Origin of the sequence: Filimonas lacunae, from assembly GCF_002355595.1 — a bacterium.
Classification (GTDB): domain Bacteria; phylum Bacteroidota; class Bacteroidia; order Chitinophagales; family Chitinophagaceae; genus Filimonas; species Filimonas lacunae.
The window spans coordinates 1913450-1931419 of sequence record NZ_AP017422.1; the positions used below are offsets into that span (position 1 = coordinate 1913450).

The window sequence follows — 17970 nt, forward strand, 5'->3', positions numbered from 1 at the left end:
TGCAGGGTTAGAAAAGATGATGGATAAAGCTGTTGCCAGCAATCTGGTTACTGGTAACGGCTGGTTTGATGATAATTGGAGTTGGTTACGTTAGGGTTTAAGCTTGCCAGCGTATGTTGTATTTGCTTTTTGTTTAGGCAGCCGTGTATCTTTTTCTTCTAGCTTAAATAATCCTTCCAGGCACTGGTTATAATAGTTACTCAGTATGTCTTTTATATGCTTGTAGTTGCTATTGAATCAATAATATTATTGCCATCCGGTTACCAGCAAAGCCCTGGCTGCTTTTTCACTGCATTTCTGGAATGTGGCATAGGCCTTCGCTGCACTGCTTCTGATGGCTTCGGCAGTTTCGTTACGTATATAGCTACTTAGTGCATCATGCAGTGTATACGCTTCCGGGCACATGAGCCCGGTGGTCCACACAAGTGGACGCACCTGCGTAGGGCGGAGATGAGGAGTGAAATAATTTCTACTGATACAGGCTAGTATGATGGCGTCGCGCTTAACGCTATCTGTGTTTTGAAAATGCTGGTTCAATCTAAAGTCCATTAATCCGTCATGACCTATATAGGCAAGTAGCCGGGCATTTCCATTGATGCCCAATACCCTTTCTTTTGTCTGAATAGTATCTTTTTGCAGGCCGGCACAGCTTTTTAAGAAATCAACTGTGCATTGCTTAATGTGTTTTCCGTCATAGGCATCTGCCACCAGGTAATACTTTTCTTTCGCATGCCTAAAAATCGCCCGTTCCAGCCGCAGGCTGTCTACTCTATATTTTCTCACCATTGTCCACTCTTTGCTTTTTCTGAAATAGGTGAGGATGCCATAGTCGCATCCCCAATATAGATTAGAACTGGGGCTTTGCCCGTTTCCGATAGCTGGCGGAACAGGTACAATGCCCTGGTATTTATTATCGCACAGGGCAACAAATACATGGATATACTGATAAGACGAATCAAAGGCGATATTAGGGTTTGATGAAACCAGAACGGAGGGTTGGGGTTCAGGAGGTTGAGAGGTGCCTGAGCAACAGTTCATAAGCAGGAAAGCGCACCATAACATTCTATACATAAAATGGTATTTTTATCACAGATGCAGGACGTGGGATTTTCCATAAAGCATATGAAAAAGAAAACGCCCCAGGTAAGGAGCGTTTTCTTTTATATCTCTTATTTATAATAGTAATACCACTTCCCCTCGTAATTATCCATAAAGTTCTCCTTACTATCCAGCACCAGATAAAGCTTATCCCGCTTAATATACCCAAATTCATCCTGCTGTTGTAACAATGCAAACCAGGTGTCGCCCCAACGTTTCCAGGTTCCGTTGTCGGTAAAATCTTTTACCTGTTGTTGCGTGTGTGCAAAAAACGTAGTGGAACCATACAACCGGGAAATCTGCCACAAGCCTTCTGCACTCAATTGTTGCTCCAGCTGTTTTACCTGTGCTGTGGTAATGGCTTCATTCGCTTCTGTTATAGCCAGCTTATCAAAATAGTTATAAGTGATCAATACTTCTTCTGTAAGGTATTCGCGGATGCTTTCCCATGTATCTGGCTGGTCTTTTTTCTTTTCCAGACCTTGTTCGCGCAGGAGTTGCTGAAACTTTTGGGTGATGGCTTTGATTTTGTTTTTATCGAACGAATAGCCGTCTTTGTTCAAAAAATGTGCTTCTGTTTTTTTATGTTCAAACCAAATTGCTAATTGTTGTACCAGGCCGTCTTCTATATTTTCATAGAGTATATTGATGGGCTGTACGCCATAGGTTTCTTTTATCCATTCAGCTAATGGTTGAAAGTGCGGGTTCATCACTTCTTTGCCCTGCATAATCTTTTTGGTTGCCTGATAACCTGGGTCGGATATGGATGTCATACGTGTAAATGTGGGCCAAATTTCGGTGAAATAATGTAAATGTGCTATCTGTATGTTAAAATAGGTTAGAGGTATGTATGGGATATTATTGCTATGTAATAGATAGGTATATTAGATTCTATAAATCAAAATGACATATGAAAATACAGATTGACGTGAGGTCGGCTATTGCCGGCGCTGTGGTAGCTATTATTATTGTTGCCGCTTTTAGCTTTAGTGCTCAGCAAACTACTATTGACACGGGACGTTACGAAACTAAAATGGGGGAGAAAGGCATTATTATACTGGATGTGCACACTGGCCAATACGTTATTGCACCGGAGGTGATGACGGCAGGGCAGGTGCAGTGGATTAAAGGCAAGTTTGATGATATCTATAAAACAGGACTGGATAATAAACGGTTGCCTAAAAACTGATAGTACAGCACTGTATCCGTTTATGGCTACAACAATACCAGATTTCGAATTCTTTGATTACTCGGTGAATGAAGCTTTGTTTCTTTCTGATAAAGAAGAACTGGTACTTACTCAGATTATCAACAACATCCGGCAGGAATGTAGTGATAATATGGATAGGTTCAGCCATGATATTATCATCACACAACTGGAATCGCTGCTTAGTTATTCTGAGCGGTTTTATCAGCGTCAGTTTATGACGCGACGGATAACCAGTCACCAGGTATTAGACAGGCTCAATGGCCTGCTGAATGCTTATTTTGATGGTGAGGAACTGGGGCAACAAGGCTTACTTACCGTAGGGTATCTGGCACAACAACTGCATATGTCGCCTGATTATTTAAGTGGATTGCTTAAAGCGCTTACAGGCTTAACCACACAGCAACACATACATGAAAAGCTGATTGAAAAAGCCAAAGAACAGCTTTCTGCTACCAGCTTATCGATAAGTGAAATAGCCTACCGGCTGGGATTTGAACATTCCCAGTCGTTTAGCAAGTTGTTTAAATCCAAAACTAATTTATCGCCATTGGAGTTCAGGCAATCGTTTAATTAACGGAAACCTCCATATAGCGCTGCTCTAAAATAACCAGTACATCATCTACTGATTCCAGGAAGGTGTGCACTATTTTCTGCCTTTCAGCCGGGTTCACGGCGCTATCCAGTTGTTGATAGGTGTTCTGCAACTTTGCAAATTCTGTTTTTAGTAAAATCTGTAGACTCATGGGCTGATCGGCATGCAAACATGTGGCAAAAGTGCTACAAATGCGTGTTAGTAAAAGCCGCAATGCTATCATATCCTGTGGCTGACAGCGCAAATCGTCGCGCAATAAAAGCAGGGTATGGTAGTAATCATTGTTGATGCTGGAACAGGTGTTGCTTTCCGCTACGTATAAGTGGTTCATTTTCAAACGGGTGCTAAGATGTTGATTTGCGTGTTGAAATGGATTCAGGTATTTCATGCCTAATGTGTGTTATTATGATCACTTACTATAGTACAAAAGACAGACCTGAATTTATACGCCATCTTACATTCGTCCATTGAATACACCTTACATGCTGGCGGGGACGAGGGGGACAACCTGTTCAGACATTGGTGTTAAAGCAGGCTTCGGCCACCTCTGCTTTGTGTAGTTTAAATATCCTTTCCCTATGCTGCAAGCCCCAGGCTGCCATGGCATCTGTTAACTCCTTTAATGTTTTTCCGTATTCTGATATGGCATAAGTGACCGATACGGGGCTGCCTGCCGTAACTTCCCGTATAATAAGGCCGTTCATTTCCAGGTCTTTCAGTTCCCTGCTCAGTACCTTGCCGGCTATGCCGTTAATATCTTTCAGCAGCTCGGAATACCGCATTTGTTTAAAGCAGAGATGGGATATAATAGCTACTTTCCATTTGCCACTGAGTATGTGTATGGTATCATCAATGGCCCTTACTTTTCTTACACAATCACTGTCACCGGGATATATGGAATTAGATTTCTGCATACGTTATCAGGTTACTTTTTTGTCACTTGGATACCTCAGATGTCACTACTGGTTTTGGTTACGAAGTTACTGGATTGCGGCAACCGTGATTAGCTTTGTAAAAAATTAGAACAATATGAGCTTATTGGATGATTTGCAATGGCGTTATGCTACGAAGAAAATGAACGGAGCTAAAGTGCCGCAGGAAAAGCTGGATTATATTTTGGAAGCAGCCCGTTTGGCACCTTCTTCTTCGGGTTTGCAGCAGTATAAGATTATCGTGATCACTGATAAGGCTTTGCTGGAGAAAATAAAAGGCATTGCCTATAATCAAAGCCAGATTACAGATTGCTCGCATCTGCTGGTGTTTGTGGCCTGGGATGGCTATAGTGAGGAACGGGTGAGCCAGGTGTTTAATCATATGATGGACGAACGGAGTTTGCCACATAATACGATGGACGGTTATAAAGAGATTATCTTAAACCTGTATGGTCCGTTAGGTCGGGAGTGGCAGGCTCACCATGCCTCCAAGCAGAGTTATATTTCGTTTGCGATGGCTATTGCGGCCGCCGCAGAACAGAAGGTGGACGCAACGCCTATTGAAGGCTTTTTGCCGGATAAGATGGATGAGCTGTTACAGTTAAAAGGTACAGGGTATAAAAGTACAGTGCTACTGCCTTTAGGCTACCGGGAAGCAGAGAACGACTGGCTGGTGAATATGAAAAAAGTGCGAACACCCAAAGAAGCTTTTGTTACAGAGATGACAATAACAGATGCAGCAGATATGGTCGATTTACCGGTGACACAATCATTGGATAGTTTTACACAGAAGTAAATAATGCAAAAGGCGCTGACTCTAGCGCCTTTTGTGTGTTTGGTATAGTGAACAGCCCTTAAACACCGGCATGTGTTACTTTTTGCGCAGGCTGATGATATAGTAATCGCCTATTAGCCGCCAGGGCCATGTGTGCTTATAGCGTTTTTCCCATTTTATCAATTGTTGATATAACCTGGGATATTTTACCGGAAAGGTGTTGAGGTAAGAAGGCGGTACAATGGTGCACAAGCCTTCTGTTTGCAGCAGTTCGAATTCTTCCTGTAAACAGCCTTGTATAAACCGGGGCGGGTAATACCAACAGGTAAAGTCAATACCTTCTACACGTGCTGGCACGCCATTTTTGCCTTTGAAGCGGCGGAAGGCTGTACGCCACTTTCCTTTTAATAACAGCAGTACCTCCCACAGACAAAAACGTGGCATAATTACCAGGGTAACCAGTCCACCCGGTTTTAATAAAGGGGAGAAGGATGACAATACCTGATGCAGCTGGCCGGTGCAGTTCAGTCCCGCGAAATTGGAGAAGATAGCATCATAAGGGCCTTGCTGTTGCAGGTTGTTCAGGCTGGTATAAGAACATATTTCCTGGCTTACCTGGTGGGTAAGCCCCCGTGCCTGCACCTTTTCGCGCAGCACTTGTTGCATGTCTTCTGCAATGTCTGTGGCATGTACGCTATGCCCCTGCTGCGCAAAATAGGTGGCATCTTCCCCCGTGCCGGCATTCAATTCCAGTATATGACTGTGTGGGGCCAGGTAAGCTGCCATATGATCGCGTACGGCCTGTCGCTTGTATTGAATAATAAGGTTGGGTGTATAAATATGATCGAATATTGCAGACTGCTTATTAAATGCATGCTGTGCCGGGGTTTTGTGTATTGTTTGCTGCATACAATGAGTTAAGCGTTAGGCAGTTTTTGTAGCCGGTTCAGTTTTATTTTGGCAAAAAAGGTGGCAGGCAGCAAGTATAGCAGCTGCATAACTTTTTTTACATGCCTGGGGCGTAGCTGCGCGGGGCGTTGAAGGGTAGAAGCCAGCGTATGAGCCACCAGGTGTTGCTGGTAGGTATGGTGTACATACTTATGCAAGTGTTTGTAAAATGCAGGTGCATAGGTATTGCGAAACATTAGCGCCATTTCATCAGAATGGGTCCAGTTGCTTTTTAAGGTAAGCTGGGTTTTTACCTTCTCGTGAAAGCGGGTGCCGGGCAAGGGGTAGGATACGGATATGCCAATGCTGGATGGCAACAGCTCATTGATCATGTGAATGGTTTGCTGAATATCCTGCCTGGTTTCACCCAGGTAACCGAATTGTATAAAGAAGGATGGATGCATGCCGTATTGGCGTATCAGCTTTGTGGCGCTGCGTATTTGTGCTATAGTAGTGCCTTTATCCATAGCATCCAGTATTTGCTGAGAACCACTTTCGGCGCCTATCCATATGTTGTCGCAGCCGCTTCGTGCGAGGTCTTGTATATAGTTTTCTTCCAGCAAATCGGCACGGGACTGTATCTTATAACGAAAAGTAAGCCCGGCAGTGGCTGTCAGCTGTGCAAAGGTGTTTACCCATCCGGGTTTCAGGCCAAAAATGTCGTCACAAAACCAGATATGATCAAACTGAAAACGTTCTTTCAATAGCTGTATCTCCTGTATCACATTCTCAGGACTGCGGCTGTTGTAACGGTTACCGTAAATAGGCTTTGCGCACCAGTTACATTTAAAGGGGCAGCCCCTTGTGGTGGCCATGTTGATAGAAAAGTACCCAGCATGTTGTAGCCACATGTTGCGGTAGGGTGCGATGTTTACGAGGTCCCAGGCCGGGAAAGGCAGGCCATCTAAAAACTTTAATACATTCCGGGGTGGAGTTTTCAGCACCTGTTGCTGTTGTTGATACGCCAACCCGTGTATAGTATGATAATCGGTTTGCTGTTGCTCAATAGCCTGTACCAGTTCCAGCAGAGTGTGTTCTGCTTCGCCCGGCAGCACGAAGTCGGCGCCTGCCTGCAGGTAAGCTTCGTAGTGGTCGGTGGCATCTGAGCTGGCAACTATTACCGTGCAACCCTTCTCCTTTCCTAACTGCATCATGCGAAAAGCTGCTTCCCGCATATTGGTCAGGCACATTTTAGTAAGGTAATTAAAGCCATCGTCGTAAATAACCAGAAAGCGGGGGCGGTGCTGTGTAATAGCTGGTGTTATTTCTTCGGCGCTGGTGGCAAACATGGTATCGAACAGGGCTACCGGGTAGCCCGCTTCACGCAATAGCGCGGCGGCATATAAGGTGCCCAGTGGCGCATAAGGCTGCCCTGTTTTCCACTGTTTGGGATCGAACCGGAGAAAATAAGAATGAGTAAATAATATGGTAGAGGATAGGCTCATATTGTTTGTGTTCATGGGGTAATGATGATCCAGGGAAAAGCGGTGGTTTGTTTTTTCAACCTGCGCAGCCAGGTGGGTGCATGTTGCTTTACCTGGTAATGATAAGGTTGCAGATCGGCCAGTGTATGGTGATGATAATAGTTGCTCATGTGTGGGTGTCCCAGTTGATGATAATAGTCTTTTGTGTTGTGAATAGCCTGTTGCTGTGCGGCGGCAGAAGCATAAAAATAAGTGTCGGTAATGTGCAGGGAGCCGCCTGGCGCCAGCTTTTGCAGGGCAACAGGTAATATGCCGTGCAGCGAAGGAAAGTATTGTATAGAAGCGGCAAACACAATAACATCAAATTGCCGGTAGGGTAGGAAATTGGCGGTAAATACATCGTATACAAAAGAGAGATTGGGTTTGGCAAATACCCTTGCAGCCTGTTGTAGTTCTGTGAAATTAATATCCATACCAATTACCTCGGCCTGTGGAAGGGTGCTGAACTGGTGACTGAGCCAGCCGTTGCCACAGCCTATTTCCAATATTTGCCGGGCCTGTTGCCGGTAGCAATACCGCAGCAGGTTACGGGATGATTGTTTTCTTATCTGCCACTCTTTACCGGCTGCATGTGTGTGGGGCAGTTGTGGCAGTTGCCGCAATACTGCATCGGGGTATAGTCTTTGTTCCTGTGCGCGTACAGAAACATAGGACTGCTCAAAATCGCCGGCCAGTGTAAGCGCCTTCCGGCAAAACACGCCATTCTGCTTATGGTAGTTGGTTGAATTCATGCGTATATAACACTTCCAACTTATTAGATACGGTTAAAAATGCGGATGGTTGCCTTGGTAATACGTGAAAAAAAATATAGTTACAAAACACTTGTATAGTAGGATGTACATGCCGTAAATGCCCTAATATCGTAGTTAAGATGGTGTTACAGCAAGTGTATACAATAGATGGCAGGCGGGTGAATATCACGCTGGCGCAGGGCCTTGTTGCGGGTATCACATCTGCCGGTATGCCAGCTGCGGCGGGTGTGCCGCAGCTGCATTTTCATCACCATCTTGTTTTTCCGGGTTTGATCAACTCACACGATCATTTACATTTCAATCTCTTTCCACGGCTGGGCAATCGTTTGTATCCGAACTATGTGGCCTGGGGCGAAGACATTCATATTCATAACAAAGCAACCATAGCGGCTGTACTGGCGGTGCCCAAGGCTATGCGCACGCAATGGGGTGTTTATAAAAACCTTTTGAATGGTGTAACCACTGTGGTGCATCATGGAGAAAGCCTGCAAGTGCCTTCACCGGTGATGGATGTGTTTACACATTGCCACTCCCTGCATTCTGTACAGCTGGAAAAGCGCTGGCGTTACAAGCTGAACAATCCTTTTTTACCGGCGCATCCTTTTGTGATACATGTAGGGGAAGGAACGGATGCAGGCAGCAGGCAGGAGATAGACCGGCTGATGCAATGGAATATCCTGCACAGGAAGTTGATAGGCGTGCATGGCGTGGCTATGCAGCCACAGCAGGCGCGCGCATTTGCTGCCTTGGTGTGGTGTCCGGATTCTAACGAGTTTTTACTGGGTGCCACTGCTGCTATAGATAGTTTAAAAAGAGAAACGGCTGTATTGTTTGGAACAGATTCTACCGTGAGTGCCCATTGGAGTATATGGGAGCATTTGCGTATGGCCCGGCGCACAGGGATGCTTACCGATGCTGAATTGATGCGGAGTGTATGGCGTGCGCCTGCGGAGGTGTGGGGACTGCCTGGTAAGGGGATGCTAACACCCGGCGCGGTGGCCGACCTGGTAGTGGTGAAGATGAAAGAGGGGCAGGAGCCGGGGCCTGATGCGTTTTTTGCCATTGAGCCGCAGGATATAGCATTGGTGGTGAAAGACGGGAGGATAGTGTTGTTTGATGAAGCATTGTTGCCGCAGCTAACATGGCAACAGGCGCATTTGCAAGAGTACAGCAAAGTGTTTACTGCCAATACGGGTAAGTATGTATGGGGAGATGTGCCTGCTTTGCTTACCGGCATCCGGCAATATTACGCGGATATTTCTTTTCCAATAGACCTGGTATCATGAACCATAAAGCCCGCATATGGAAACGATCTGTGCCGCCTAAGCGTGTGCTGGCTATTCGCCTGCAGGCAATGGGCGACCTGGTAATTACCCTGCCTTATTTACAGGCATTGCGCGATAGTTTGCCGCCAGGTACACAGCTGGATTTGCTTACCCGGCAGGAAGTAGCTGCTATACCACAGCACCTGCATTTATTTAACAGGGTGTTTGCTATTGGGGGTGGCAGGGTGTTTAAGCGACAGTTTTTATATGCCATTTTTTTACTGCCCCGCCTGATGCTGCGCCGTTATGATGTGGTGTTGGATTTACAAAACAACAAGCTAAGCCGTATGGTAAGGCTCGTATTGCGGCCCCGGGCCTGGACAGAGTTTGACAGGCTATCGCCTATATCGGCAGGGCTGCGAAATCAGAACACCATTGCAGCGGTAGGGTTAGGTAACCATGCTGCTGCGTTTCATTTGTGTTTACGTGAGCCCGTGGATACCGCAGGTTTATTACGCCGTAACGGATGGGATGGCGTTTCGGGGCTGGTAGTGTTGAACCCCGCAGGTGCTTTTGCTACGCGCCATTGGCCGGTGGAGAATTATGTTTCTTTTGCCCGGCAATGGTTACAACATTTTCCACAAACTCAATTCCTGGTAATAGGGGTGCCATTGGTGGCTGAGAAGGCTACTTTTTTTCAACGGCAACTGGGTGGGCGGTTGATTAACCTGGTATCGAAAACTACGCCGGTTGAAGCATTTGCTTTGTTGCAGCAGGTGAGGCTGACGTTAACAGAAGATTCGGGACTGATGCATATGTCGTGGGTACAAGGAATTGCTACGCTGGCTTTGTTTGGCTCCACCCGAAGTGATTGGTCGGCCCCATTAGGCAGGCATAGCCTGTTGTTGCATTCCGGCGATTTGCCTTGTGGCAGTTGCATGCGGGAGCAATGCCTGCATGGCAATACGCCCTGCCTTACCCGTTATACTCCTGAACAGGTGCTGGCGGCGGCACTGGCGCTGGTGGCTGCTGCAACAGCAGGCGCATAAAAGCTTTTACATTGTCTTCCATACGGTATACCAATACTCTTTCGTATATGGCGGGAGTTTGTTGCAGCAGCTGGTGCAGGATATCCTGCATGTGCGTTTCGTCGGTGGCAATATGCCAGTTGGTAACTTTTTGATACACGGGCTGTACAAAACTGGCTACGCGGCAACCTGCATACAGCGATTCCAGCAACACGTTTCCAAAGCCTTCATAAGAGGAGGTGTGCAATAGTATTTTGCTGCGGTGCATGAGTTGCAGCACTGTAGCGTGCGATTGCTCGCCCAGCAGGGTGATATGCTGTTGCAGTTGTAGGGATTGAATCAACTGCTGCAAGGCATCGTATTCAGCCCCGCCACCACAGATCACTGCTTTAATATGCGGAAAGGTGCAGGACAGGTTTTTGATCAGATGTATAAACAGATCGTAACGTTTCAGGGGAATGAGCGAGCCTGCACCCAGTATGTCAATATCCCGTTTGGCAGGCATGGAAGGAAATGCTTCCGGATCAATGCCAATAGGCACCATATAACGTGGCCGTATGGCATGGTGCTTTTCAAATTCATCTACCAGGAAGTCGGATATGGGTACCAGTTCCTCTGGTTGTGGCCTGATCCATTTTACCAGGTAATTGCCTGCGCGGGCATCCTGCCCCGATACCCAGCAGCGGTGTGGTATATGTTTCCATTTGCCAAAGTAGCTGCCTATCAGCGCACACTCGCCACACCAAAAACTGATAATACCTGCTATGGTGTGCTGCCGGTGCAGTTGTTGTAGAGTAAACCACACTTTTGCCCAGCGACGCCATCGTTGCAGTTTGCTATGCGGCATCATAGCAAAGGGAATAACGGTTGCCCCATGCCATTGATAGGTGTGTGTATGATGCGGGTAATTAAATGCCAGTACTATAATGCGGCTTTGCGGATTTTGGCGTTGCAGCATTTTAACGAACAACTGCTTCGAAGGTACCCAAACGCTATCTGCTTCGTTGGCAGGAAAGGCAGGGGATAGTATTACTATGGTTTTGCCGTTATACATGCTACAGGGTTATGACGTTATCGCAATAGGAAAGGCTTTGACTGTTGTGTGTGATAAGCACTACCATTTTTCCCTGCCGTGCCAGTTGTTGTAAGTGTTGAAGCAGCAGTGTTTCCGAAGCCTCGTCCAGTTCGTTAAAGGGCTCGTCCAGCAACAGTATGCCTGCTTCTTTATACAGGGCGCGGGCAATGGCTATGCGTTGCCGTTGTCCGCCGCTGATGTTGCGGCCATGCTCGGCAATCACCTGGTGTATGCCTTCCGGGTGCTGTTGAAGCATGGGCAGCAAACCGGTTACCTGTAACACCTGTTGCAGCTTTTCTTCTTTATATGCTTGTTCAAACAATACAATATTATTGAGCAGGGAAGTGTGCAGTAGCAAGGGTTCCTGCTTTACATAGGCCACCTGCTGCCAGCAGGCTTTGCGTTCTGCTGCTGTAGTGGGTTGTCCGTTCAGTAACACATGGCCCGATTGCGGGGTAAGAAAGCCGAGGAGTACATGCAATAAAGTGGTTTTGCCTTTACCTGATGGTGCGCTGATGCCTCTTAACTGTCCTGTACGCAGGGTAAAGTTGAGGGCGTGAAATGCGGTATGTGTGGTATAGGCAAAGGAAAGTTGCCGGGCTTCGATAGAGATAACAGGCGTTAAGAAAGGTGTGGTAGTAGTAGCCTGTTTTTGTGTTGTTTGCCCGGCAAGTTCATTTAACACATATTGATAGGTATTCATTTGCGCGGTAAGGTTCATGACCCGCGAAATGCCCGGGATAATTTTATAGGTGGCCGCCACAAAAGCGCCCAGTGTTAGGACGTCGCCGGCATGCCCGGGGCTGGTGGTCTTACCGGCTAGTATTAACAGGCACATGCCCAGTACAGCAAATACTTCGAAGAAGCGGGTGGGCAGGCCCTGTGTTATTTGCAGGTTGGCGATATAGGTATTTACTGTTTGTTGCTTGCCGGCATAGCGTTGTGTGAAAAAGGTATTGCGGCCATAGATATTGCTTTCTACATAGCCGTGCAGGGCTTCGTGCAAATATTGCAGGGCGTTTTCGTTCACGGTTTTAATATGGCGGCGTATACCTGACAGTTTTTTTTTAGTGATGTAATACAAGGCGATAACGGCAGGGGAAAGGGTGAAAAACACGATGGCCAGTAGTTTGCCATTGTACCATAACAAAGCAGCCACAGACAGGGCAATGAGCAGCCATTCGGTGATCAGCTGTTGAGCACCGGATAAAATAAACTGTGCAAACTCTACCGGTGCGTATACAATGCGGCGTACAAACTCAGCAGTGTCGTGCTGTGTGTAGTTGTCATATTCCCCTTCCATAAAGTTTTCGAGCAGGGTGGCAGATAAACGGGCTGATACGGAAAAGGCAAAACGGTATTGCGCCTGGTAAAATAAATAGCCGCTGATGCTTTTGGCCAGGAAGCAGGCCAGCAACACTAGTGCAGGCCATACGGCAGGTAGTATCCAGTGGGTGGTATACCACCGGATGATGATAAATAGCAGGGCTATAGCGGCAATATCCAACACACTGATGAACAGGTTGAATGCTGTTAGCAGGCGAAAGCGTTTTTGCTCGCCTGGTAGCAGAATGTGATAAATGCCCTTGAAGAGCTTGCGGTAAAAAGCCGGTTGCAAGGCTGTCATACTATTACAGGTGGTTGGCTGCCGTTGTACAGCAGTTGATGATAAAAGCATTTTAGCCACGAATAGTAGCTGGTGTATAAGGCTATGATAAAACCTTCCCGGCCATCGAGAAAGCCAAGCCGGAAAATGTAACAGGCTATAAAATTAAACAGGGGGGACAGTGTTTTTTTGAGGTAGCTGGGCTTCAGGTGCCGGCTGTTATATTTTTGAGCGCTGAGCAGGGCATAACGCATGGCTTTGGCCGCGCATTCTTCCGTATCGCTTACGGTATAGTGCAACAAGGTGCCGGGCAGCAACCGTTTTACCATGCGGGTGGCTGCTAATGTTTCATGTACCGGCACATCAGGCCAACGCGTGTTTTGCCGGTTATACAGGCGGTATACGGTATCGTGACCCCAGTTGCCAAAACGTATCTTTTTATCTCCAAAAAAATTTACTCTTTTCCAGCCATAGACCATATACGCCGGCTGCTGCAGGGATAGCTGCCGCAGGCCCGCTATTATGTCGCTGGTAATGCGCTCATCTGCATCCATTGCCAGAATCCAGTTATTATGCGCATGGGCTGCTCCTTTGTTACGGGCGGCGGCATAGCTTTCCCACCCGGTAGTGATGACCGTTGCACCGGCTGCTGTTGCCAGGGCGGGGGTGTTATCGGTGCTGCCCGAATCAACCACTACTATATCGCTGGTAATAGCTTGTGCCGAGCGTATGCACTCCTGTATATGAGCGCTCTCGTTTTTGGTAATGATAACAACGGATAAGGGTAGCATAGTATCAGGAGTTATAAGGTTCTGTAGCATCGGGATGTATAGCTGCCATCCAGTGCGGCTGTGCTTTACGTATAATTTCCCGGGCACGCTGGCGATAGTTGTTCATGAGTTTTTCCTGGAAAAAAGTGGGGTCGGGCTTGGAGTAATGTTTGCCCGAGTGCATGCTCATTACCCTACCATGATCGTCGCGCTTGCCGGCTTGCTTTTTGGCTGTCCAACGTTTTTCAGTGAGTAGCATAAGCCGGTTATCGAGCCAGTCGGCAATAGTGCTGTTGAGTAATTTTTCAATACCCCGTGCCAGCAGATTGTGGCGGAGCATTTTAGTAGGCACCGCAGGTAAAGGATGGTTGGGCAAAAAACGGCGTGCCCAGCCATTGGCCTGGTTAAATACTATAAATGCAGCCATGCCTTTTACAGGCATCAGTGTTACTACTTCTGTAGCCGTAAAAATGTTCTGTTCTACTATTTCGGGGTAATACTCATCTATATAATAGTTCATACAAAACAGGTGCTGCTTATGAAGCAGGAAACTGATTTTTTTAGCAATATGTGTAAACGTGCGTGCCAGCCACAAACGGTTGCCGGCAGTGATGATAAAGAAATCTATATCGGAATGCTCATCTGCATAGCCTTTGGATAGGGAGCCCGATATGGCCACGCCTCTTACATAGGGAAAGGCGGATAACAGGCCGGCTATCTTCTCTGCTGTGCGTATCAGGGGCATGGCTTTCTGGTAGCCGGTGATTCTGCGTTGCACCATACCTGCATCGTTGCACAGGCTATAGTAGCCCTGTACCTGGAAAACAGTACCTGTTTGCAGCAATGCTGCCAGGTGTATTTCTAAGGTGGCCCTGCTACAGATGTTGGGCAAAAAGGACAGAATTTCGGCAGCTGTGAGCGGATAACGGAAGTTATCGAAATACGTAAGCGTGGTTAATATGTCTTCTTTTACCTCAGGCATGCTTTTGTGTGTTGGCAGGTATTAGAAATAGGGGATAGAAGAAACTAAAGAAAAAGATCCCTTTGTTTACAGACAGTATGTTTTCTGAAAAAGACGTGATGGTGATGATGATCAGGAAACCCAGGAATACTAACTCTTTCCGGCGGATAGCGGTAAGAAAACTAGCGCTCAATATGCATACAAACAACAGCAGGCCCAGGCAGCCAAAATGAATGGCAAGACTCAGGTATTGGTTGTGTGTATTCAGCTCATCGTAATAAGCAATGTATAGCTTGTCTTTATAATACTGTTGTTTCAATATGGCGGTTTCTGAACCCGTTCCATAGCCCAGCAAGGGAGCTTGTTGAATAGCTGTAAGGGCCGATTGCCAACGGGCCGCGCGTGGCTCAGGTATTACCGGTTCGTAATTTTTTGTAGCGAACTCCTGCTTAAAATGGAGGAAAAAGCGGTTGCGGATGCCAGGTGTTGCATACATAGCTGCCAGTATTACCGCTGTTACTGATAAACTGGTAAGCAGGCGTACAAAGGTTTTTTGTTTGGTGGGCCATGCCAGTAGTAGCAGGCTGTTGATAATGATAAAGGCAGCTATTAGCACTGCGTTGGATGCCAGTTGTATCATGCCCGCCATTAACAGACAACAGGCTGCCAGGTACAGCAACTGATGTAAGCGTTGCCTGGTATGCAGCAACTGCTGCAACAGGTAGGTAAAAGAAAGGCAGGCGTACATGGACAGGTAGGTGGCATGCAAATCGATAGGTTGTGAAAAATTATGATTGATAAATGCTTTACTGAAAAGAGAAGACAGGGGCAGGCCCGTAACCACGATAGTTTTAACAGCATCGATATATAAGTACAGAATAGTGAACACACAAGTGAGCGAAAAGCCTTTTAATAGTTTTTCTTTATACTGGCTGATGTCGATAGTGGTAATGGCAAATAAAATAGGGAATAGCAATATGGCCATTTGTTTGCCTAGTTGGTTAATGCCGTCTGACCGGTAATGTGAATAGAGCAGACATAGCACGCCCAGCAGAAACACCAGTTGCAACTGCAACAGAACGCCTATGGGCAATTGACGCCAGCGTAAGTCACGCACCTGTATAAGCGTGTGTATGCCAAAGCTGATGAGCATGAGTTCGGCGTAAAACCTGTCGAAGGGCAGGTACGCCAGGAACAGCAGCAGCAGGAAGTAGCTGATTTTATTTGGTAGCGTATCGTTTATGCGCAACAGGCTGTTCATGAATAGTGGTATTACAACATGATAGAATGAAATGCTCGTACCGGTTAACAATATGCTCCCAGTTATACTTGCTCATAATTTTCCGGAAATTGTTTTGCACGGCCTGTCTTCTGCTGTGCTGCTCATTGTTGTACATGATAATTTCCCGGATATCTTCGCTCGTGTCAAAATAGGTGGCATCTGCTTCCAGTATGCTTTTGTTGAAAGCGTTATTGTGTGCTGCTATAAAAGTATGGCTGGCCATTGCTTCCAGCAGGGAAGGGTTGGTGCCACCTACGCTGTGCCCGTGAAAGTATACGCAGGCAGCAGAACGCAACGCATGCAGTTTGGCCAGGTTAAACACGGGACCTGCAAAGCGGATACGTTTATCGCTGCGGAATTGGTGTACCAGGTATTTACCATAATTATTATCGGTATTGCCAACCACCACCATTTGTTTGTGGGTGGTGCTGCTTTGAAAACCGGATAAAATCATTTCTATATTGTTTTCCGGTTCCATGCGGGCAATGAGTAAAAAATAGTCTTCTTTCACCAGGTGTAACTCGTCGTACACGCTTTCATCTATTTGTGTGAGTATTTCGGCTCCATAGGGAATATAAGTTGGAGTGATCTGGTATTTATGGTTCAGGTAGGTTTTGATAGCCAGTGAATCGGCTATATGGGCGTGGCTGTAACGAACAGCCAGCTTTTCGGCATAACGCAGGAAATGCTGTACCGGCCGGGAATATTTAGAACGCTTCCATTCCAGGCCATCCATGTTGGAAATGATAATGCTGTTGCGTGGGTTCATCCAGCCCCATACCGAGCTACTGGTATAACCCATGAATAATACAATATCAAAATTGCGTTTGCGCGCATCCCGGATGCAGTTGAAGTCGTAAATGAACTGGCCTGCAGTGCCAATGAGGTATTCGGGATCGTAGCAATGTATTATTTGCACACCGTTCCATTCTGAACAGGAGTAGGGGTGTTTGTGTGAGTTGTATACGGTTACGTGGTGTCCAAGCTGTACCAGCCCTTTAGCAAGGTAGGCCGATATTTGTTCGAACCCGCCATAGTTATTGGGTATACCTCTTGTGCCAAGAATGCCGATGCGTAGCTTCATAAGACTGTATTACTTCTTTATACGCATCAACAGTGGCATCGGTTGCCTCTTGCCAGATATAATTAGATAATATTTTATTTCTTAATGTATTGTCGTAAGGTTGCGCCGCTGCTGCTTCAATAGCTGCATACATGCTTTCGGGCGATTGGGGGTTACAATAGCCGGCCAGTGAGCGAAAGTATTCTTTAGCATCGCCTTTATCAGTGATGATGACTTTGCAACCCATGGCGGCCGCTTCGAGCGAACTAAGCCCCGTGGTTTCGAACCAGCTGGGTAATATGTGGATAGATGCCTGCTGATAAAACTGCAGTAACTCCTGTTGGGAAAGGTTGTTGATGAAACGAATATTGCTGGCCGCTGCTTTGCGGCAGCGCATATAATATTCCTGCTGGTTGGGCGAAGGCGAACCAATGAGCAGCAGCTTATATTTTGTATTGTTTAAAGCCTGTATAAGGGTAAGTTGGTTTTTAATACCTTCTATTCTTGCTACACAAATAACCAGGTTTGGGTCTTTGGCAATTTGGGGGTTGTATTGAAATAGCTGTGGGTCGATACCGTTGGGTATTACTTTGTATGCCGGCTGCAAGTGGTAGGTTTTAGCAAGTCGTGTGTATTCGGAATAGGAATTGGGCAGCACAATGGCAGCGCGGCGCAGTATTTCCTGAATAGTTTTGTATTGCCCCTTCCACACAAATTGCCAGCCTTTCCATTGATCTTGTCCTTTTAAACGGCGTAACAGTGTTTTGATATATTCCGAACCATGTGCAGGCAGCATGCGCAGGATAAAGCCAGATAAGCCTTTGCGGTAAATACTGTCATACTCCCGGTAATCGATATGGATGGTAGATACTATAAAGCGTTGCGGGGTTTTGTTAATGTGATAGAGAATATCTGCCGGCCGGGTGATATTGAAAAAATGTAACAGATCGTACCGGTTATACGTAATCTTTTCATGGGTTAAGCAGATATCTGCTTTAATCCCGGACGCGTTGAGCAAACGGGCAGTTTGTTGTATTTGTATAGTGTCGCCACCAGGTACCCGGTATAAAGTGGATCGGGCTATCAGCGCTATACGCAAAGGCATAGGGGGATACAGGTAACGTATCAT

19 protein-coding genes are annotated in these 17970 nt (G+C 46.5%); 5 read left to right on the forward strand and 14 right to left on the reverse strand.

The window, feature by feature from the left end:
* Window positions 1–246: 246 nt before the first annotated feature.
* Both FLA_RS07615 and FLA_RS07620 read right to left on the reverse strand, forming a co-directional pair.
* The gene (locus tag FLA_RS07615; RefSeq protein ID WP_197705871.1) at window positions 247–1071 is read right to left on the reverse strand and encodes a hypothetical protein; all 825 of its coding nucleotides are present in this window, start codon (window positions 1069–1071) and stop codon (window positions 247–249) included.
* Window positions 1072–1169: 98 nt separating this feature from the next.
* Window positions 1170–1871: a hypothetical protein gene (locus FLA_RS07620; protein ID WP_076381311.1), complete on the reverse strand. Its 702-nt coding sequence runs from the start codon at window positions 1869–1871 to the stop codon at window positions 1170–1172.
* Between the two features lie 137 nt (window positions 1872–2008).
* Between FLA_RS07620 and FLA_RS07625 the strand changes: the two genes are divergently transcribed.
* Both FLA_RS07625 and FLA_RS07630 read left to right on the forward strand, forming a co-directional pair.
* Entirely contained in the window at window positions 2009–2287 is a 279-nt protein-coding gene (locus FLA_RS07625; protein WP_076381310.1) for a hypothetical protein, read from the forward strand.
* Between the two features lie 22 nt (window positions 2288–2309).
* Window positions 2310–2882: a helix-turn-helix domain-containing protein gene (locus FLA_RS07630; RefSeq protein ID WP_076381309.1), complete on the forward strand. Its 573-nt coding sequence runs from the start codon at window positions 2310–2312 to the stop codon at window positions 2880–2882.
* Here FLA_RS07630 and FLA_RS07635 read toward each other — a convergent pair.
* Entirely contained in the window at window positions 2875–3231 is a 357-nt protein-coding gene (locus FLA_RS07635) for a hypothetical protein (RefSeq protein ID WP_076381308.1), read from the reverse strand. The two genes, FLA_RS07630 and FLA_RS07635, sit on opposite strands and share 8 nt — an antisense overlap.
* Before the next feature lie 181 nt (window positions 3232–3412).
* Window positions 3413–3814: a winged helix-turn-helix transcriptional regulator gene (locus FLA_RS07640; RefSeq protein WP_076381307.1), complete on the reverse strand. Its 402-nt coding sequence runs from the start codon at window positions 3812–3814 to the stop codon at window positions 3413–3415.
* 115 nt (window positions 3815–3929) lie between these two features.
* Here FLA_RS07640 and FLA_RS07645 point away from each other — a divergent pair, with 115 nt between their 5' ends.
* Window positions 3930–4628 (forward strand): nitroreductase family protein, encoded by a 699-nt coding sequence (locus FLA_RS07645; RefSeq protein ID WP_076381306.1) that lies wholly within the window; start codon window positions 3930–3932, stop codon window positions 4626–4628.
* Window positions 4629–4703: 75 nt separating this feature from the next.
* On the opposite strand, the gene FLA_RS07650 is transcribed toward FLA_RS07645, so the two are convergent.
* Genes FLA_RS07650 through FLA_RS07660 form a run of 3 tightly spaced genes read right to left on the reverse strand, consistent with a single transcriptional unit; the run spans window position 4704 to window position 7770 of the window.
* Entirely contained in the window at window positions 4704–5516 is an 813-nt protein-coding gene (locus tag FLA_RS07650; protein ID WP_076381305.1) for a class I SAM-dependent methyltransferase, read from the reverse strand.
* 8 nt (window positions 5517–5524) lie between these two features.
* Complete coding sequence (locus tag FLA_RS07655; protein ID WP_076381337.1) at window positions 5525–7000, reverse strand: B12-binding domain-containing radical SAM protein; 1476 nt, start codon at window positions 6998–7000, stop codon at window positions 5525–5527.
* 11 nt (window positions 7001–7011) lie between these two features.
* A complete protein-coding gene (locus FLA_RS07660) occupies window positions 7012–7770 on the reverse strand; it encodes a class I SAM-dependent methyltransferase (protein ID WP_076381304.1) in 759 nt (252 codons plus the stop codon).
* A gap of 140 nt (window positions 7771–7910) precedes the next feature.
* Here FLA_RS07660 and FLA_RS07665 point away from each other — a divergent pair, with 140 nt between their 5' ends.
* Entirely contained in the window at window positions 7911–9077 is a 1167-nt protein-coding gene (locus FLA_RS07665; RefSeq protein WP_076381303.1) for an amidohydrolase family protein, read from the forward strand.
* Window positions 9074–10105 carry a glycosyltransferase family 9 protein gene (locus tag FLA_RS07670; protein WP_076381302.1) on the forward strand — a complete coding sequence of 344 codons (1032 nt, stop codon included), beginning with the start codon at window positions 9074–9076 and terminating at the stop codon, window positions 10103–10105. The genes FLA_RS07665 and FLA_RS07670 overlap by 4 nt, the downstream gene beginning before the upstream one ends.
* Here the strand turns inward: FLA_RS07670 and FLA_RS07675 are convergent.
* From FLA_RS07675 to FLA_RS07705, 7 genes are read right to left on the reverse strand one after another with little or no spacing between them, the layout of a single operon-like run.
* Complete coding sequence (locus FLA_RS07675; protein WP_076381301.1) at window positions 10032–11138, reverse strand: glycosyltransferase family 4 protein; 1107 nt, start codon at window positions 11136–11138, stop codon at window positions 10032–10034. The genes FLA_RS07670 and FLA_RS07675 overlap by 74 nt on opposite strands.
* A 1-nt stretch (window position 11139) precedes the next feature.
* On the reverse strand, window positions 11140–12786 hold the full coding sequence (locus FLA_RS07680) for an ATP-binding cassette domain-containing protein (RefSeq protein ID WP_076381300.1): 1647 nt from the start codon (window positions 12784–12786) through the stop codon (window positions 11140–11142).
* Complete coding sequence (locus tag FLA_RS07685; protein ID WP_159445161.1) at window positions 12783–13556, reverse strand: glycosyltransferase family 2 protein; 774 nt, start codon at window positions 13554–13556, stop codon at window positions 12783–12785. The genes FLA_RS07680 and FLA_RS07685 overlap by 4 nt, the downstream gene beginning before the upstream one ends.
* A gap of 4 nt (window positions 13557–13560) precedes the next feature.
* Window positions 13561–14517: a nucleotidyltransferase domain-containing protein gene (locus tag FLA_RS07690; protein ID WP_076381298.1), complete on the reverse strand. Its 957-nt coding sequence runs from the start codon at window positions 14515–14517 to the stop codon at window positions 13561–13563.
* Window positions 14510–15757, reverse strand: a complete 1248-nt coding sequence (locus FLA_RS07695) for an O-antigen ligase family protein (protein ID WP_076381297.1) — start codon at window positions 15755–15757, stop codon at window positions 14510–14512. The genes FLA_RS07690 and FLA_RS07695 overlap by 8 nt, the downstream gene beginning before the upstream one ends.
* A complete protein-coding gene (locus tag FLA_RS07700) occupies window positions 15717–16862 on the reverse strand; it encodes a DUF1972 domain-containing protein (protein WP_076381296.1) in 1146 nt (381 codons plus the stop codon). The genes FLA_RS07695 and FLA_RS07700 overlap by 41 nt, the downstream gene beginning before the upstream one ends.
* A complete protein-coding gene (locus tag FLA_RS07705; protein WP_076381295.1) occupies window positions 16816–17970 on the reverse strand; it encodes a glycosyltransferase family 4 protein in 1155 nt (384 codons plus the stop codon). The genes FLA_RS07700 and FLA_RS07705 overlap by 47 nt, the downstream gene beginning before the upstream one ends.